The 15,907-nt window shown below is 65.5% G+C and carries 10 protein-coding genes; 3 read left to right on the top strand and 7 right to left on the bottom strand.

Annotated features, from left to right (window positions below):
- Window positions 1-466: 466 nt before the first annotated feature.
- The 3 genes from cuyB to PCA20602_RS10240 form a co-directional block, all read right to left on the bottom strand.
- Window positions 467-1,195, bottom strand: coding sequence for a cysteate racemase (gene cuyB / locus PCA20602_RS10250; RefSeq protein ID WP_150721154.1), 729 nt, complete (start codon window positions 1,193-1,195; stop codon window positions 467-469).
- 85 nt (window positions 1,196-1,280) lie between these two features.
- The gene (locus PCA20602_RS10245) at window positions 1,281-2,183 is read right to left on the bottom strand and encodes a transporter substrate-binding domain-containing protein (RefSeq protein ID WP_150721153.1); all 903 of its coding nucleotides are present in this window, start codon (window positions 2,181-2,183) and stop codon (window positions 1,281-1,283) included.
- Window positions 2,184-2,343: 160 nt separating this feature from the next.
- Entirely contained in the window at window positions 2,344-3,609 is a 1,266-nt protein-coding gene (locus tag PCA20602_RS10240) for a D-amino acid dehydrogenase (RefSeq protein WP_150721152.1), read from the bottom strand.
- Between the two features lie 169 nt (window positions 3,610-3,778).
- On the opposite strand from PCA20602_RS10240, the gene PCA20602_RS10235 reads away from it, so the two are divergent.
- A complete protein-coding gene (locus PCA20602_RS10235) occupies window positions 3,779-4,807 on the top strand; it encodes a LysR family transcriptional regulator (protein WP_150721151.1) in 1,029 nt (342 codons plus the stop codon).
- Between the two features lie 93 nt (window positions 4,808-4,900).
- Here PCA20602_RS10235 and PCA20602_RS10230 read toward each other — a convergent pair whose 3' ends face one another.
- Both PCA20602_RS10230 and dbpA read right to left on the bottom strand, forming a co-directional pair.
- Window positions 4,901-5,512, bottom strand: a complete 612-nt coding sequence (locus PCA20602_RS10230) for a hypothetical protein (protein ID WP_150721150.1) — start codon at window positions 5,510-5,512, stop codon at window positions 4,901-4,903.
- An 88-nt stretch (window positions 5,513-5,600) separates the two neighbouring features.
- Window positions 5,601-7,043, bottom strand: a complete 1,443-nt coding sequence (gene dbpA, locus PCA20602_RS10225; RefSeq protein ID WP_150721149.1) for an ATP-dependent RNA helicase DbpA — start codon at window positions 7,041-7,043, stop codon at window positions 5,601-5,603.
- 283 nt (window positions 7,044-7,326) lie between these two features.
- On the opposite strand from dbpA, the gene PCA20602_RS10220 reads away from it, so the two are divergent.
- A complete protein-coding gene (locus PCA20602_RS10220) occupies window positions 7,327-12,408 on the top strand; it encodes an NAD-glutamate dehydrogenase (RefSeq protein ID WP_150721148.1) in 5,082 nt (1,693 codons plus the stop codon).
- A 245-nt stretch (window positions 12,409-12,653) separates the two neighbouring features.
- Entirely contained in the window at window positions 12,654-13,898 is a 1,245-nt protein-coding gene (locus PCA20602_RS10215) for an MFS transporter (RefSeq protein ID WP_150721147.1), read from the top strand.
- Here the strand turns inward: PCA20602_RS10215 and PCA20602_RS10210 are convergent.
- Both PCA20602_RS10210 and pdxR read right to left on the bottom strand, forming a co-directional pair.
- A complete protein-coding gene (locus PCA20602_RS10210) occupies window positions 13,847-14,260 on the bottom strand; it encodes a hypothetical protein (RefSeq protein WP_150721146.1) in 414 nt (137 codons plus the stop codon). The two genes, PCA20602_RS10215 and PCA20602_RS10210, sit on opposite strands and share 52 nt — an antisense overlap.
- Window positions 14,261-14,298: 38 nt before the next feature.
- On the bottom strand, window positions 14,299-15,879 hold the full coding sequence (gene pdxR, locus PCA20602_RS10205) for a MocR-like pyridoxine biosynthesis transcription factor PdxR (RefSeq protein ID WP_246182116.1): 1,581 nt from the start codon (window positions 15,877-15,879) through the stop codon (window positions 14,299-14,301).
- Window positions 15,880-15,907: the final 28 nt, after the last annotated feature.

The following is a 15,907-nucleotide window of genomic DNA, read 5'->3' as shown; positions in this document are numbered from 1 at the left end:
GGCAAACGCGCTCATGGCCGGACCGTGGTCCGGCAGGTGTCCGATGGATTGTGGGCCATTATAGCTAAAGACGCCAGCGATTTTGATGGCCTCAATCCCCGTTTCACGCCGCTTTCCAACGGATTTCCCGTGTTGGATTTTTTCCTACAAGACAATCGGGATTTTTTCCTGCATGGCCGGTGGCGTTTGACCGAAGTTCGGTCAACATCGTCCGCCCGGAACACCTCCATGCCGCCGGTATTTTCACCGGCGCGATCAACTTGCGTGCGCCAGTCTACCCAAGCCGGAGCGACTTGAGGGGGCAGCAATCGTGGATTTTGTCATTGCGATGCAACATCGCAACATTCATGGTCGGCCGACGCTGCCGCGCGCTGCCCTTGGGGAACGGCGATTCGCGGCAGATGAGAGAGGCGTCGGGAAAATGAGAAATCAGGAAATTGAGGATTCGCGCGTGGCGAGTTCCCGTTCAGCCGTGTGTCGGCACTTCATGTGCGAGCGACCAGGCGATGCAGGCACGGGCCAGCGCGGCGGACGCATCCAGACCGAAGCGCGCGAGCGGCGAATCGAGGGTCGCCAGCGCGACCGGGATTTCGGTACAGCCGAGGATCACGCGCTGCGCACCGGCGGCAAGGAGTTGTTCCATCGCCATTGCGAGGGCTTCACCGCCGCGGCGCATGTCTCCGGCCTTGGTCAGGCGGATCCCTTCATTGACGAGCGCCTGGTGGGCCAGCGGCTCGCTCGGGCTGACGAAACGGTAGCCCAGCGCTTCGAGCCGGGGCCGGTAGACGTTGGCGTGATGCGTGCCCTCCGTGGCCATCAGGCCGATCGGGGCGCCGGGCGCGACGCACGTCGACAGTTCGCCGGCGACCGCTTCGACCACGTCGAGCATGGGCAGACGGGTGCGATGACGCAGTGCGTCGAGCCACGCGTGAGCGGTATTGCAGGCAATCGCGATGCAGCCTACGCCGGACTGTTCCAGTGCATGCACGCCATCGAGCATGCCGTCGAGGGGCGAGGCGCCGTCGCGCAGCAGCGCTTCGGTGCGGTCGGGAATCTGCGGGACCGAATACAGGATGAACGGGATGTGATCCTGATCGCGGTTGGCGGGGTGCTGGTCGACGATCTTGCGGCAGAGGTCGATGCCAGCGGCGGGGCCCATGCCGCCGAGGATGCCGAGCGTGGCGTGCGAGTTCATGAGGGGGGAATCTGAGGAAACGGCAAAAAACGGGATCGTCCGGTGCAGGGACCGTGGTCCCTGCACAACGGTCAGTCCGTCAGGATCAGTCGTAAGCCTTCGTGATCGGGTCCTTGAACATGGCGCGCATTTCCGGCGTCATCGGATAGTTCATGTTCTGATTCTTCGGCGGCACCGGCTGCGTGAACCACTTGTTGTACAGCTTCTCCATCTCGCCCGACTTCTCCATGTCGGCGATGACCGTGTCCACGACCTTCGTGAATGCCGGGTCATCTTTGCGCATCATGCAGGCGTAGTTTTCGAACTGGAGGTTCGGGCCGACGATTTCATAACCCTTGGCTTCGCCTGCCGAGAGGGCGGCGCGCTGGCCGTAGAGCAGCGGCTCGTCCATCACGAACGCGACGGCACGGCCCTGCTTGACGGTCAGGAAGCCGTCCGAGTGTTCCTTCGTCTGAATCAGGTTGAAGCCGACTTCCCCCTTCTTGCCCGAGAGAATGCGGTCGGCGGTGGTGCCGGCCGTCGTCGCGATGGTCTTGCCCTTCAGGCTGTTCAGGTCGGTGATGCCCGAGCCCGTCTTGGCGATCATCTTGATCGAGTAAAGGAAGATGTTGTGCGAGAAGCCGACCTGCATGGCGCGATCGAACGTATGGGTGGTCGAGCCGCATTCCAGATCGATCGTGCCGTTCTGCATGAGCACGATGCGGTTCTGCGACGTGATCGGCGTTTCCGTCACTTTGAGGTTCGGCGTCTTCAGCTCTTTCTTGACGGCATCGACGATCTTCAGCGCGATTTCCTGCGAGTAGCCGATGGTCTTCCCGGCGTTATCCGAGTACGAGAACGGAATCGAAGACTCGCGCACGCCGAGAGCGATCACGCCGGTGTCCTTGATCTTCTTGAGCGTGCCGGTCAGTTCCTCTGCACTCGCGGCTTGCGCGAACAGGGCGGCGACGGCGCTGACGAGCAGCAGGGGAGCAAACAGCTTCTTCATGGTCTCTTGTCCTATCGGAGGTGAATGTAAAACACTGATACAACCCGACACGCCCCATCGTTCCCCGTGGGCGTCGTGCCGCTGATGCCTCGCGTGCGACCCGGCGTCTCACAACGCCGGCCGTGTGCCCGAGTGCCCCGACATGGTCGAATACCGACGCTTACGCGGCCAGCCGGGCAAACCCTGTCAGATCGACGGCGGGACGCTTGCCGTCGATGGCGTCGGCGATGGCGCGTGCGGCCCCCATCGACAACGTGAAACCCAACCCGCCGTGGCCGACGTTCAGCCACAGATTCCCCAGCTTGTCCGCGCGCCCCAGCACCGGCCGCCCATGCGGCGTGGACGGGCGCATGCCGGTCCATTCGAGCGGCGCCGGCGTGCCGCGCAACGACGGAAACAGCCCGGCGGACAGCGTACGCAGCGCGCTGATGCGGTGTGCCGCAATGCCATTGTCGTACCCGACCAGATCGGCAATGCCCGCCACGCGCAGACGGTCGCCGAGACTCGCGTAGACGACCTTGTTGTCGGCATCCGTCACGGAGACTTGCGGGCGGGCATCCGACGGCGCGTCGCGGTACGTCAGGCTGTAACCCTTGAGCGGGTACATCGACACCGGCTCGCCAACCTCACGCAACAACGGCACGGCGCCCAGACCGTTGGCGACGACGCAGGCGTCCACCGGGATGTCGCCGGTGCGCGTGCGAACCGCCTGCACGGTGTTGCCGCGCACGTCGAACCCGGTCACTTCCTGTTCGAGGCGCAGCGTGCCGCGCCCGGAGGCGGTGACGATGCGCGCCAGCTCGTTGCAAAGCCACTGGCAGTCGCCGGTGCCTTCGCCCGGGGTGTAGATGCCGCCGGCCAGCTCGCCTGCGATCTTGCCCAGCGCGGGTTCGAGCGTGGCGCACGTCGCCGCGTCGACCCGGCGCTGCGGGTAACCGAGCCCGTTGGCAAGTTCCAGCGAGCGCTCTGCCGCCGCGAGCGTGGCGGCGTCGCGATACACCACCAGCTTGCCGCTCAGACGGTACGCGAACGCGGCCGACGCCTGAGATTCCTGCGCCAGAAATTCCAGCATCACCTCGCGGCTGTGCAGCCCGAGCGAGAGCAGACGCAGCGTGGAGCTGGCATTCGCGCTGGCATTGCAGTGTTTGACGAACTCGACCGACCAGCGCCAGAAATCCGGATCGAGCGACGGCTTGATGCGCAGCGGTCCCGTGCGTGAGAACAGCAGCGACGGCAGTTGCGAGAGCACGCCAGGGGCGGCAAGCGGCGACACATAGCCGTAGCTCAACTGACCGCCGTTGGCGAAGCTGGTGCCGAGGCCGGGGCCGCGTCCGGCATCGATCACCGTGACGTCATGACCCGCGCGAATCAACTGATACGCGCTGGCAAGGCCGACGATACCCGCGCCGATAACTCCAATGTGCATGAGATAGATAACAACGAAAAACGCAAGGGAACGCAAGGCAGGAAAAAATTTGCGGAGGGCGGTTGTGCCGTCCTTTCTGGGGTCCCTTCCAGGGTCCTTTTTCTCCCGCCCTTTGCTACGCAGTGTAGGGGGAGAAAATTCGGCAACCTATGCAGATTTGAGGCAGCATATGTCTTTTGGCTATAGGATCGGCGGTGCTGCCGATCCGGGCATCGAAGACAGGGAGATCACGTCAGGCATGAAATTGCGGCATATCGAGACATTTCGCGCGGTGGTGCTGACCGGTTCGGCCAGCGGCGCGGCGCAATTGCTCAACGTCTCGCAACCGGTCGTCTCCCGCGTGTTGCAGCATGCCGAGCAGCAGCTCGGCTTCAAGCTCTTCGATCGCATCAAGGGACGTCTCGTGCCCACGGCGGAAGCCCGGCGCCTGTATCCCGACGTCGAGCGCATCTTCACCGATCTGGAACGGTTGCGGACCACGTCGCGCAATCTGCGTCAGCACGGTGTGGGTCATCTGCGCATCGCCGTCACGCCGAGTCTTGCGCAGAGCCTGCTGCCGGCGGCCATCGAACGCATGCGCCGGGCGCATCCCGACGTGGTCTTCGAGCTCATCACCCATCACACGAGCGAGACGATCACCGCGATCCTGACGTCCTCGGTCGACGTGGGTATCGTGTCTGCGCCGCCAATGGCCGCTGGTATCGTGAGCCGCCCGGTGGCGCAGGGGCACATCGTGCTCGCCGTGCCCGCCTCGTGGCCCAAGCTTTCGCGGCGCGGGCCCGCCAGCGCCGACGCGCTTGCCGGTCGCGATCTCATCAAGCTGCACGACGACACGCCGCTGGGCGCATTGATCAACGAGCGTCTGGACCAGACGGAACTGCTGCAAGACGCCGAACTGATGGTGCAGACGTATTCGCTCGCGGCGGCGCTCGTCGAGCATGGGCTGGGCTACGCACTACTCGATCAGTTCACCGCAGCGAGTGCGCATGTGCAGGCGCAGCGTTTGTACCGGGTCTCGCCAGCCATCGAGTTTCCGGTCGAGATGCTGCGCCCGGCGCATGCCCCGGAGTCGGTGCTGGCCGATACGCTGCGGCGTCATTTGTCCGACGTCGCGAACGAACTGAGCGAACGCGCCGACACCTTGTGCGAGGGGCGCGAGATCGTGCTCACGCCGAGCGACGAGGCACAGACGGGTTGAACCCGGACGGACTCCCGAGGGACCGGCTTGCACCTCGCATGCCGTGATGCCACGCCGACGGCGCTCATCGGCGTGAGCCAGGGCATCCGGGATTTACCGGCAACCCGGTTCGCTCTTCACTTCGTAATACGTGAACGGCTGCGGTTGGAGCTTGTCGGCGAGCGACGGATAGTTCGCCTGCACGAAGCGGCGCGCGCCCGCCATGTCGAACTCGGTGCGCAGCCAGAGTTTGCCGTCGCGACTGTCGAGCACGAGCGTGCCCGCGTAGATCACGTCCCCGCGTTTGACCTGAACTGTCGGCACCTTGCGCCCCTTGCAATAGCGGAAGCGATAGCTGTTGTCGGGCGGCGTGAACTCCATCGGACCGAAGCGCTCGTTGCGCATGAGCGGCGAGACACGCATGGCGAGATAGCCGCGTGTTGGCGGATTGCTGTTGAGGGTTCGGGTGATCTTGCCGCCGATGATGCCGTTGACCGTCTGGTTGAAGTCCGAGAAATTCCACGGGCCCCAGGTGCTTTGCAATGGCGTGTCGAGGCCGACGATGACGATGGCGTACTCGTCGAGCGTGTCTTCGGTGAGGGCAGGGTTGGGCGCGACGCCCTTGGTGCTGCAAGCGGCCAGTGCGATGGCCGCCGCGCCGATCAGTATCTGGGGTGCCCGGCGCCACGCCGCAGGGAATAACAACAGGGTACGCAGTGACCTCATTGCAGCCTCCTAGTGGCGCGTGGCGCTCAGGGGGGGACATCCGGCAGGGATGGGGTGGGCTCGGCGTTGCTCGCGCGAGCCCCGGCAATCAATCCTGAAGGAATCTTACCTTGACCTTGCGGCCTTTGACGCGTCCATCTGACAACTTGCGCAACGCCACCGGGGCGATGTCGCGATCCACGGCAATATACGTGAAGTTTTCCATCACGTTGATCTTGCCGATCTGCGCGGCGGCGAAACCGGCTTCGCCCGTGAGCGCGCCGAGCACGTCGCCCGGACGGATCTTGTCCTTCTTGCCGCCCAGCATCTGAATCGTCACCATCGGCGGGAGCAGGTGGCCGCTGCCCGAGGGCGTCAGCTCGGCGAGCTTGTGCCATTGGACTTCGCCGCCCATGGCCGCTTCGATGTTGCCGACGCGACCCATCTCATCCATCGTCGCCAGGCTGAACGCCCAGCCGTCTTCGTCGGCACGGCCCGTGCGGCCGATGCGGTGCACGTACACCTCGGGGTCGGGCGTCACGTCCACGTTGATGACCGCTTCGAGCTGCGCGATGTCGAGCCCGCGCGCGGCGACGTCCGTGGCCACCAGCACCGAGCAACTGCGGTTCGCGAACTGGATCAGCACCATGTCGCGCTCGCGCTGCTCCAGATCGCCGTGCAGTGTCAGCGCGTGGAAGCCTTCGGCACGCAGCACGTCGGTCAGGTCGTTGCACTGCGCGCGCGTGTTGCAGAACGCGATGGTGCTCACCGGGCGGAAATGATCGAGCAACTGCCCCACGGCGTGCAGGCGTTCTTCGTCGCGGACTTCATAGAAGCGCTGGCGAATCTTGCTGGCGTCGTGCTTCTCTTCCAGACGGATTTCCCGCGGCGTTTTCAGCAGGCGCTGTGCGAGCTTGCCGATGCCTTCGGGGTACGTGGCGGAGAACAGCAGCGTCTGGCGCGACGCAGGTGTCTGGCGGGCGACGGTGGCGATGTCGTCGAAAAAGCCCATGTCGAGCATGCGATCGGCCTCGTCGAGCACCAGCGTCTTGATGCCGGTGAGCGAGAGCGTGCCGCGATCGAGGTGATCCATGATGCGCCCGGGCGTGCCCACGATCACGTGGGCGCCGTGCGCAAGGCTCTCGGCCTGCGGTCGCAGCGGGGCGCCGCCGCACAGCGTGAGGACCTTGATGTTGTCCTCGGCGCGCGCGATGCGGCGCACTTCCTGCGCCACCTGTTCGGCGAGTTCGCGGGTGGGGCAGAGCACGGCGGCCTGAACGGCGAAATCGCGGGCGTCCACACGCTGGAGCAGGCCCAGCGAGAACGCGGCGGTCTTGCCGCTGCCGGTCTTGGCCTGCGCGATGATGTCGTGACCGTTGAGAATGTCCGGGAGCGACGCCTGCTGGATGGGCGTCATCGAGACGTAACCGAGCCGTGCGAGGTTCTCCTGCATGGCAGGCGAGAGCGGCAGGTTCGAGAAGGGCGTCGTCGTGGGCGCAGCGGAGGGCGACGGGGCGCTGTCGTTGCGCGAATCGGTGGCTTTTGAGTTCATGCGCGATTATACCGGGTATGTTCGATGGCTCCGGTGGCTCCAGCGGCGCCGGTGGACGGGTTTCGGGCGGAGGGCGCATATCGGTACGGTCTCGGCACGCTCGGACGCCGGTACGCTCGGACGGCCCAGCATACCCGATCTCAGGGATTGCGCCGTTGCCAGTCCGGGGCCGCCGGGCGTAGCATGGCTCTGCTTGCCGCTTGCACGTCTTTTGCCTGTCCTTTCTCGTCGACGGGCCGGTCGTCGGCCGGTCGCCGTCTCGTCCATTTCCGCAGAGGTGCCCATGCCCGCGAACCCGGAAGAGAAAGTCCGCCAGCACATGGCGGAAGTCGTCACGATGGCCCGTGAGCGCGCGCCCGGCGTGGCCGCCCTGTTCGAGCCCTTCGTCCAGCATTACTACGGTCTGGCCGACGCCGAGGATGTCGTCTCGCGCAGTGTCGCCGATCTTTATGGCGCGGCGATGGCGCACTGGCAACTCGGCCAGAAGTTCGTCTCCGGCGAGCCGCGAATCCGCATCTACAACCCCACCCTCGATCAGCACGGCTGGCATTGCAGCCATACCGTGGTCGAGATCGTCAACGACGACATGCCGTTCCTCGTCGATTCGGTGACGATGGAAATCAACCGGCAGGGGCTGGCGCTGCATTCGGCGTTCCATCCGGTCTATTGCGTGCGTCGCGATGCGGCAGGCAAGCGCCTGAGCGTTGCGCCCGGCAGCAGCAATGTCGGTAGTGGAACTGGCGGCGGAAATGGGGCCGAAAATGGCGCCGAAAGCGGCGGCAAAAACGGTAGTGTGAACGGCAGCGCTACGGCGCAAGAGCGCCCGGCGCCCGCCGACGACGGCAGCCGCTTCGAATCGTATATCCACATCGAAGTCGACCGGTTTTCGGAGCCCGAGCGCATACAGGCGCTGGTCGACGGCCTGCAACGCGTGCTGGGCGACGTGCGGGCCGCCGTCGAGGACTGGCGCGCGATGCAGGCCGCCGCGCACGCCGCCATCGAGTCGCTCACCCAGCGCGCCGCGCAAAAGGGCGTGACCACGCAGGAGCGCGAGGAGATCGACGAAGCGCAGGCGTTCCTCGACTGGATGCTCGCCCGACACTTCACGTTCCTGGGGTATCGCGATTACGAACTGGTCGAGCGTGACGGCGAGCATTACCTGCAAGGGGTCAACGGCACCGGCCTCGGTGTGCTGAGGGAATCCCGGCGCGACGCCAGCACGCCCGACGTGACGCGCCTCTCGCCGGGCGCCATCGGCATCGTTCAGGCGAGCGCGCCGATCTTCCTGACGAAGGCGAACTCGCGCGCGAGCGTCCATCGTCCCGGCTATCTCGACTACGTCGGCGTCAAACGCTTCGACGCGCAAGGCAATGTCTGCGGCGAGCGGCGCTTTCTCGGGCTCTACACGTCCACCGTCTACATGGTGCCGGCCGAAGAGATCCCGCTGGTGCGCCGCAAGGTGGCCGAGGTGATCGGCCATACCGGCTTCCTGCCGAACGGGCATCTTGCCAAGACGCTCGTCACCATCCTCGAACAATATCCGCGCGACGAACTTTTCCAGATCGACGCCCATCAGCTCGCCGATATCGCGCTGGGCATTCTGCGCTTGCAGGAACGCCAACGCACGCGGCTGTTCGTGCGACGCGATCGCTTCGACCGCTATGTGTCGTGCCTCGTGTTCGTGCCGCGCGAGAAATTCAACACCGATCTGCGCATTCGGGTGCAGAACCTGCTGCTCGCCGCCTATCACGGCACCAGCGTCGAATTCACGCCGTTGCTGTCGGAATCGATGCTCGCGCGTATTCACATCACCGTGCGCACCGAACCGGGTCACGTGCCCGATGTCGACGTCACCGAACTCGAAGCGCGGATCGTCGAGACGGCGCGGCGCTGGCAGGACGATCTGTCCGACGCGCTACGCGAACAACTGGGGGAGGAACGTGGTACGCGGGCACTACGCCGCTACGCACAGGCGTTCCCTGCGGGGTATCGCGAGGACTACGCAGCACGCGTGGCCGTGCGTGACGTCGAACTCATCGAGCCGTTGCTGAGCGCGGCAGGGCGGGCGCCGCAGACGGGGAGTTCAGGCACCGCGGGGCCTTCGGAGGCGACGGCGCTTGCGATGCAACTGTATCGCCCGCTGGAAGCGGCTCCCGGCACGTTGCGTTTCAAGATTTATCAGGCGGGCGAGCCGATTGCCCTCTCACGCAGTCTGCCGATGCTCGAACATCTCGGCGTGCGCGTAAATGATGAGCGCCCCTACCGCATCGAACCGACCGACGCTGGCGTGGTGTGGATGCACGACTTCGGCATGACGAGCCTCGACGGGGCGGATGTCGATCTGGAGCATGCGCGCTCGCGCTTCGAAGACGCTTTTGCGCGAATCTGGGCCGGCGACGTCGAGAACGACGATCTCAACCGTCTCGTGCTGCAAGCGGGCCTCACCTGGCGTGAGGTGCGCATTCTGCGGGCGTACGCAAAGTACATACGGCAAGTCGGTTCCACCTTCAGCAACGCGTACATCGAGAACGCGCTGACGGGGAACCCCGCGATTGCGGGCATGCTCGTGCGGCTTTTCCTCGCGCGCTTCGATCCCTCGCTGGCTGCGGACGTCCGTGAGTCGCGTGCCGATCAGTTACGTACGCAAATCCACGCGGCGCTCGAAGACGTTCCCAATCTCGACGAAGACCGCATCCTGCGTCAGTTCCTCGGCGTGTTCGAGGCGACGCTGCGCACGAATTATTTCCAGACGGCAAAGGATGTCGCTTCCAGGGATGGCGCCACGCAGCCCTCGCAGAAGACGTATCTGTCGTTCAAGTTCGATCCGTCGAAAGTGCCGGGGCTGCCCGAGCCGAAACCGATGTTCGAGATCTGGGTGTACTCGCCGCGCGTCGAGGGCGTGCACCTGCGCGGGGGACGGGTCGCGCGCGGCGGCCTGCGCTGGTCGGACCGTCGTGAGGACTTCCGTACCGAAGTGCTGGGACTGGTGAAGGCGCAGATGGTCAAGAACACGGTCATCGTGCCGGTCGGTTCGAAGGGCGGTTTCGTGGTCAAGCAGCCGCCGTCGCCGGCAGATCGCGATGCCTATCTGGCCGAGGGCGTGGCGTGCTACCAGACGTTCCTGCGCGGGTTGCTGGACCTGACGGACAACTACGTCGACGGCCGGTTGGTGCCCCCGCCGCAGACCGTGCGCATCGATGGCGACGATCCGTATCTGGTCGTCGCCGCCGACAAGGGCACGGCCACCTTTTCGGACTACGCCAACGCGATCTCCGCAGAGTACGGGTTCTGGTTGGGCGACGCCTTCGCGTCAGGCGGCTCCGTCGGCTACGACCACAAGAAGATGGCGATCACGGCGCGAGGTGCGTGGGAATCGGTCAAGCGGCATTTCAGTGAGATGGGCGTCGATACGCAGACGCAGGACTTCACGGTCGTGGGTGTCGGCGACATGTCGGGAGACGTGTTCGGCAACGGCATGCTGTTGTCGAAGCACATCCGGCTCGTGGCGGCCTTCGATCATCGTCACATCTTCCTGGATCCGACGCCGGACGCGGCAACGTCGTTCGCGGAGCGTGAGCGTCTGTTCCAGTTGCCCCGTTCGAGCTGGGCCGACTACGACGCCAAGCTGATTTCGCCCGGCGGCGGCATTTTTCCGCGCACGGCAAAGGCCATTGCGCTGTCGCCGCAGATCCGCGAATGGCTCGGCGTGGACGCCGGCGAGATGGCGCCGACCGACCTGCTGCGTGCGCTGCTCACGGCCCCCGTCGACCTGCTGTACAACGGCGGCATCGGCACCTATGTGAAGGCGAGCACCGAGACGCATGCGCAAGTGGGGGACCGCGCGAACGACGGCCTGCGCGTGAACGGCGCCGAGTTGCGTTGCAAAGTCGTGGCGGAAGGCGGCAACCTCGGGCTGACGCAGCTCGGGCGCATCGAGTACGCGCAGCACGGTGGCCGCATCAATACGGACGCCATCGATAACTCGGCCGGCGTCGATTGTTCCGACCACGAAGTGAACATCAAGATTCTGCTGGGACTGGTTGTCACCGATGGCGAGATGACGCTCAAGCAGCGCAATACGTTGCTCGCGGAAATGACGGAGGAAGTCGGCACGCTGGTCCTGCGCGACAACTATCTGCAAACGCAAGCTCTGTCGCTGGGACGATTGCGTTCGGCCGCGGCGCTCGACGGCGACGCACGTTTCATGCGGTATCTGGAACGCGCGCAGCGGCTGTCGCGGGCCATCGAATTCCTGCCCGACGACGAAGCGCTCGATGCCCGTCGCGCGGCGGGTACGGGGCTGACGTCGCCCGAGCGCGCGGTGCTCATGGCGTATAGCAAGATGTGGCTCTACGACGTGCTGCTCGCCAGCGATTTGCCCGACGCCGAGTTCGTTGCCGACGGATTGCCGTCGTACTTCCCTACGCCGTTGGCGAGCCGGTGCGGCGCGGCGATGCTGCGTCACCCGCTCAAGCGGGAAATTCTCGCGACGATGCATGCCAACGCGCTCGTCAACCGGGCGGGGGTGACGTTCGTCCATCGGCTGAGCGAGGAGACCGGGGCCGAGGCGGCGGACGTGGTGCGCGCGAGTCTCGCAGCGCGCGGGGCCTATGGGCTCGACGCGCTGTGGCTCGAGATCGACGCGCTCGACGCGCGGGTCTCGCATGAGACGCAGGCGTCGCTTTTCGCGGCAGTGGCGCAGTGGCACGAGCAAGCGACGCTGTGGTTCCTGCGGCGCCGTCTGACCGACGTGCCGCAGACGGTCGAGCGTCTGCGGCATGTGCTCGATCCGCTCCTTCCCACGCTCGATACATTGGTCAGCGGTGAGGCCTTGGAAGCGGCCAGCACCCAGAGCCAGACCATGATCGACGCAGGGGTGCCACCGCAGTTGGCGCAAACGGCGGCGGGGATCGGGGCGCGGATCGCGTTGCTCGACATTGCCGAGGTCGCGAGCACGACCGGGTGCGAACCGGCGCTGACCGCACAGGTGTACTTTGCGCTGGACGCGCCGCTCGGCTATGGCTGGTTGCAGACCGGCGTGCTCGGTTTGCCGATGCAGACGCACTGGCAGCGGCTGGCACGCGCCACGCTGCTCGAAGAGTTGTCGGTGTTGCGGCGACGGCTGACGGCGAGCGTGCTCGAAGACGGCCGGGCAGGGAGCAAGGAGGAGAAGGGGCCCGCCGGCGATGTGGCTGACAGCGACGGCATGCGCCCGGCGGACCGGCTGGTCGCGAACTGGCAGAAGACGCATTCGGAAGCCCTCGCCCGTTATCACCGCGTGCTGGCCGATCAGGTGGCGGCGGGTAACGCCGACCTTGCCATGTTGTCAGTCAGCCTGAAATCGCTCGCCGAGGTCGGCCGCTGAACTCGTCTGCCTGCGGTGAATCGTCCGCCGGGCGGGGCTCGGCGGCGGTTTTCCCGGCATGATGACGGTCATCTCTCAATGTCGCTCGATGTGACTTGTCCGACATCTTTTAAGCGTTTACACAAAACGCGCAAAACGGCGTATGATCCGGGAAAACCCTAGGATTGAGTCAACCCGCACGCATGCTTGCCCGTCGTGCGGGTTGTCGCGTCCTGGGGTTTCGTCGATTTCTGATCTCCTGCGCAATGCCTACCGACACCCGCCCCGCGAACGGCCAGTTCGCCACGACGTTGCAGATCGTCTCCACCGTGTTCTTCACGTTTCTCTGCTATCTGACGATCGGTCTGCCGCTCGCCGTGCTGCCGTCGTTCGTCCACGTGGATCTGGCGTACAGCTCCGTGATCGCCGGTCTGGCGATCAGCGTGCAATATCTCGCGACGTTGCTCTCGCGTCCCTATGCCGGACGCACCGCCGACGCCTGGGGGCCGAAGCGCACCGTCCTTTGCGGATTGGTGGCATGCGGCGCTTCCGGGTTGCTCGTGGCACTCGGCGGCGTGTTCTCCGGTGTGCCCTGGCTGGCGTTGCTCGCGTTGATCGCGGGGCGTCTGGTGCTGGGCTTCGGTGAGAGCTGGGTGTCGACGGGCGCGATCATGTGGGGCATCGGGCAAGTCGGACCGTCGCACACGGCGCGGGTCATCTCGTGGAACGGTGTGGCGACGTATGGCGCGCTCGCGCTCGGCGCACCGCTGGGTGTGGCGCTCAGCAACGCGTACGGTATCGAGGCCGTCGGCGGCGCAGTGGCGTTGGCAGGCATCGTCGGATTGCTGCTTGCCCGCCTGAAGCGTGCGACGCCCGTGATTCACGGTGAGCGTCTGGCGTTTCGCGCGGTGCTCGGCCGGGTGTTGCCGTTCGGCATGGGGCTGGCCCTCGGCTCCATCGGTTTCGGCGCCATCTCGACCTTCATCACGCTCTACTACGCAAGCCATCATTGGGACAACGCTGCACTGGCGCTGACCGCGTTCGGTCTGTGCTTCATGGGCGTGCGTCTGTTGCTGGGCAGCAGCATCGGCCGTTTCGGCGGCTACCGTGTCGCCATGACGTCGTTCGCCCTCGAAGCGTTCGGCCTGATCGTGCTCGGCATTGCGCCGACCGGCTTCACCGCACTCCTCGGCGCGGCGCTCTCGGGGGCGGGCTTCTCGCTGGTGTTCCCGTCGCTGGGCGTGGCGGCCGTGAATCTCGTGCCGGCGCAAAATCGCGGCGCAGCGCTGGGGGCCTACTCGGTGTTTCTCGACGTCGCGCTGGGCGTGACCGGTCCCGTCGCCGGACTGATCGTCGGTGCGTATGGTTACGCCGAGGTGTATCTGTGCGCCGCCATGGCCGCGATTACGGCTGTCCTGCTGACGTTCTGGATGTCACGCAACGCGCCCGTTGCACACGCTCACGACAGCGAGTCGTCGGGCAAACCGGCACGCACCGCAACGTCTTCCTGACGCATGGCTTCCTTCGCGCGACTGGCTGAACGGCGCCGTCGCGCGATGTCTTTGGGGAAAGTTCCCTCATCGGCGGCGCGTGAACCATTCCTGAAAGTGGCTTCTCTCCGGCAGGTCTTAAATCGACTTGCAGTATGAAGTGAATGAACGCTGTGCGAGACATGACTCGCGCAGGGATCGGAAACCTTTCTGGAGTCTGCAATGAAGATGAGTTGGATGATGCGAGCCGGGTGGATCTCGGCGACGTCGTTAGTGCTCTTGTCCCCGGTGGCAATGGTCAAGGCTGCCGAATTTACGCCGGTGCCGCGCGTCGTGCCGGCCAAGTGTGAAAATCCGCCGCCGGGATGTTTCTGCTCGGACACGGGCGCGCCGATTTGTCTGCTGCCCCGGAACCCCTGACTCAATCCGATGACGTCGATCGGGCCGCCGCGACAATCGCCGCGAGTCGCTTGATCAGACCGGGGATGCGGGACGCATCCGTATCCCCGTAGCCGATCACCAGCCCGTTATCAGCCGGTTGCGGATCGAGTGCAAAGCTCGACAGCGCGCGAGGGCCGATGCCTTCGCGCTGCGCCGCCGCCACGATCGCCTTGTCCGGAAACGCGGGGTCGAGCCGCACGGTCAGATGCAGGCCGCAACGCTCTCCGATCACTGCGTACGCGGGGTCGAAATGCGCGGCCAGCGCATCGCGCAACGCCGCCTGACGCTCCCGGTACAACCGTCGCATCCGCCCGAGATGGCGTGCGAACTGCCCGCTGCGAATGAAGTCCGCCAGTGCGAGTTGCTCGAAGCGATGACCACCGCGCAGCAGTTCGTCGAGTGCGTCGCGCGCCTGCGTGGCGAGCGCGGTCGGCAGAATCAGAAAACCCAGACGCAGCGCCGGGAACATCGTCTTGCTGAATGTGCCGACGTAGACCACGGGCGCATCCGGCACCATCCCTTGCATGGCCGCAATCGGCTCGCCCTGATGCCGGAATTCGCTGTCGTAATCGTCTTCCAGAATCCAGGCGCCGTGACGTCCCGCCTGCGCGATCAGATCGAGTCGGCGCGACGCGGACAGCACGCTGCCGAGCGGATATTGATGCGATGGCGTCACGTACACCAGTTTCGGGGGCGAGCGTTCCCAGAGCCCCTCGGGAATCACGATGCCTTCGTCATCGACGCGCAGCGCGTGCAGACGCACATCGCTCGAATGAAAGGCGGCCTTCGCGCCACGGTAACCGGGGTCTTCCATCCACACGGTGTCGCCCGGGTCCGTGAGCAACCGCACGCACAGGATCAACGCTTCGTGCGCGCCTTCCGTAATGACGACCTGCGACGCATCGCACCGCACGCCGCGCGAGATACGCAGATGGCCGGCAATCGCTTCGCGCAACGCCGGCTCGCCGAGCGGATCGCCGTAGTGGTAGTGACGCGGCTGCGCTTCACGCATCACGCGTTCGAGCGTACGCCGCCATGTGCTCGCGGGAAAGCGCGTGAGTGCGGGCACGCCGGGCGTGAAGGGCAGCGGCGTCTCGTCGGCGCGTGCCGCATGACGCGTGGCGGGCAGACGCTGGATACGACGAGAGGCGAGCGGCGGGTTGACATCCTCCGCTGCGGCCGCTGCTGCCGCATCGGCCAGCGCCTTCTGCCCGAGGGCCTTCGCGGCCTGCGCGGCAATGTGCGGATCGAGCGACAACTGCGCGACACGCGTGCCCAACCGATGCGGGACGATGAAGCCCTCGGCGGCGAGCTGGTCGTAGACGATGGATACCGTGTTGCGGGAGACGGCGAGATCTTCCGCGAGCGTGCGAGACGCCGGCAATCGTGCGCCGGCGGGCAGACGTCCTTCGAGAATGGCGTGCTTCAGGCGCGAGAGCAGTTGCTTCTGGAGCGAGGTGTTGCGCCCCGGACCGGTGGCGAGCGGCGTGTCGAACAGGGCGGCAACGTTTTCGGAGGCGGGCGCGACGGCCTCGGAACGGGCAGGGGGCTGGAATGTCATGGCACCAAGAGATTTGCCAGTGATGGTG

Source organism: Pandoraea capi, from assembly GCF_902459735.1.
Lineage (GTDB): Bacteria > Pseudomonadota > Gammaproteobacteria > Burkholderiales > Burkholderiaceae > Pandoraea > Pandoraea capi.
Note: the sequence above shows the minus strand (reverse complement) of the source record. Positions and strands in the feature narration are given on the sequence as shown.

Excerpts from the sequence above, each read along its gene's own strand:
- cuyB (WP_150721154.1), bottom strand. The coding sequence starts at position 1,195 with ATGAACTCGCACGCCACGCTCGGCATCCTCGGCGGCATGGGCCCCGCC.
- PCA20602_RS10245 (WP_150721153.1), bottom strand. The coding sequence starts at position 2,183 with ATGAAGAAGCTGTTTGCTCCCCTGCTGCTCGTCAGCGCCGTCGCCGCC.
- PCA20602_RS10240 (WP_150721152.1), bottom strand. The coding sequence starts at position 3,609 with ATGCACATTGGAGTTATCGGCGCGGGTATCGTCGGCCTTGCCAGCGCG.
- PCA20602_RS10235 (WP_150721151.1), top strand. The coding sequence starts at position 3,779 with ATGTCTTTTGGCTATAGGATCGGCGGTGCTGCCGATCCGGGCATCGAA.
- PCA20602_RS10230 (WP_150721150.1), bottom strand. The coding sequence starts at position 5,512 with ATGAGGTCACTGCGTACCCTGTTGTTATTCCCTGCGGCGTGGCGCCGG.
- dbpA (WP_150721149.1), bottom strand. The coding sequence starts at position 7,043 with ATGAACTCAAAAGCCACCGATTCGCGCAACGACAGCGCCCCGTCGCCC.
- PCA20602_RS10220 (WP_150721148.1), top strand. The coding sequence starts at position 7,327 with ATGCCCGCGAACCCGGAAGAGAAAGTCCGCCAGCACATGGCGGAAGTC.
- PCA20602_RS10215 (WP_150721147.1), top strand. The coding sequence starts at position 12,654 with ATGCCTACCGACACCCGCCCCGCGAACGGCCAGTTCGCCACGACGTTG.
- pdxR (WP_246182116.1), bottom strand. The coding sequence starts at position 15,879 with ATGACATTCCAGCCCCCTGCCCGTTCCGAGGCCGTCGCGCCCGCCTCC.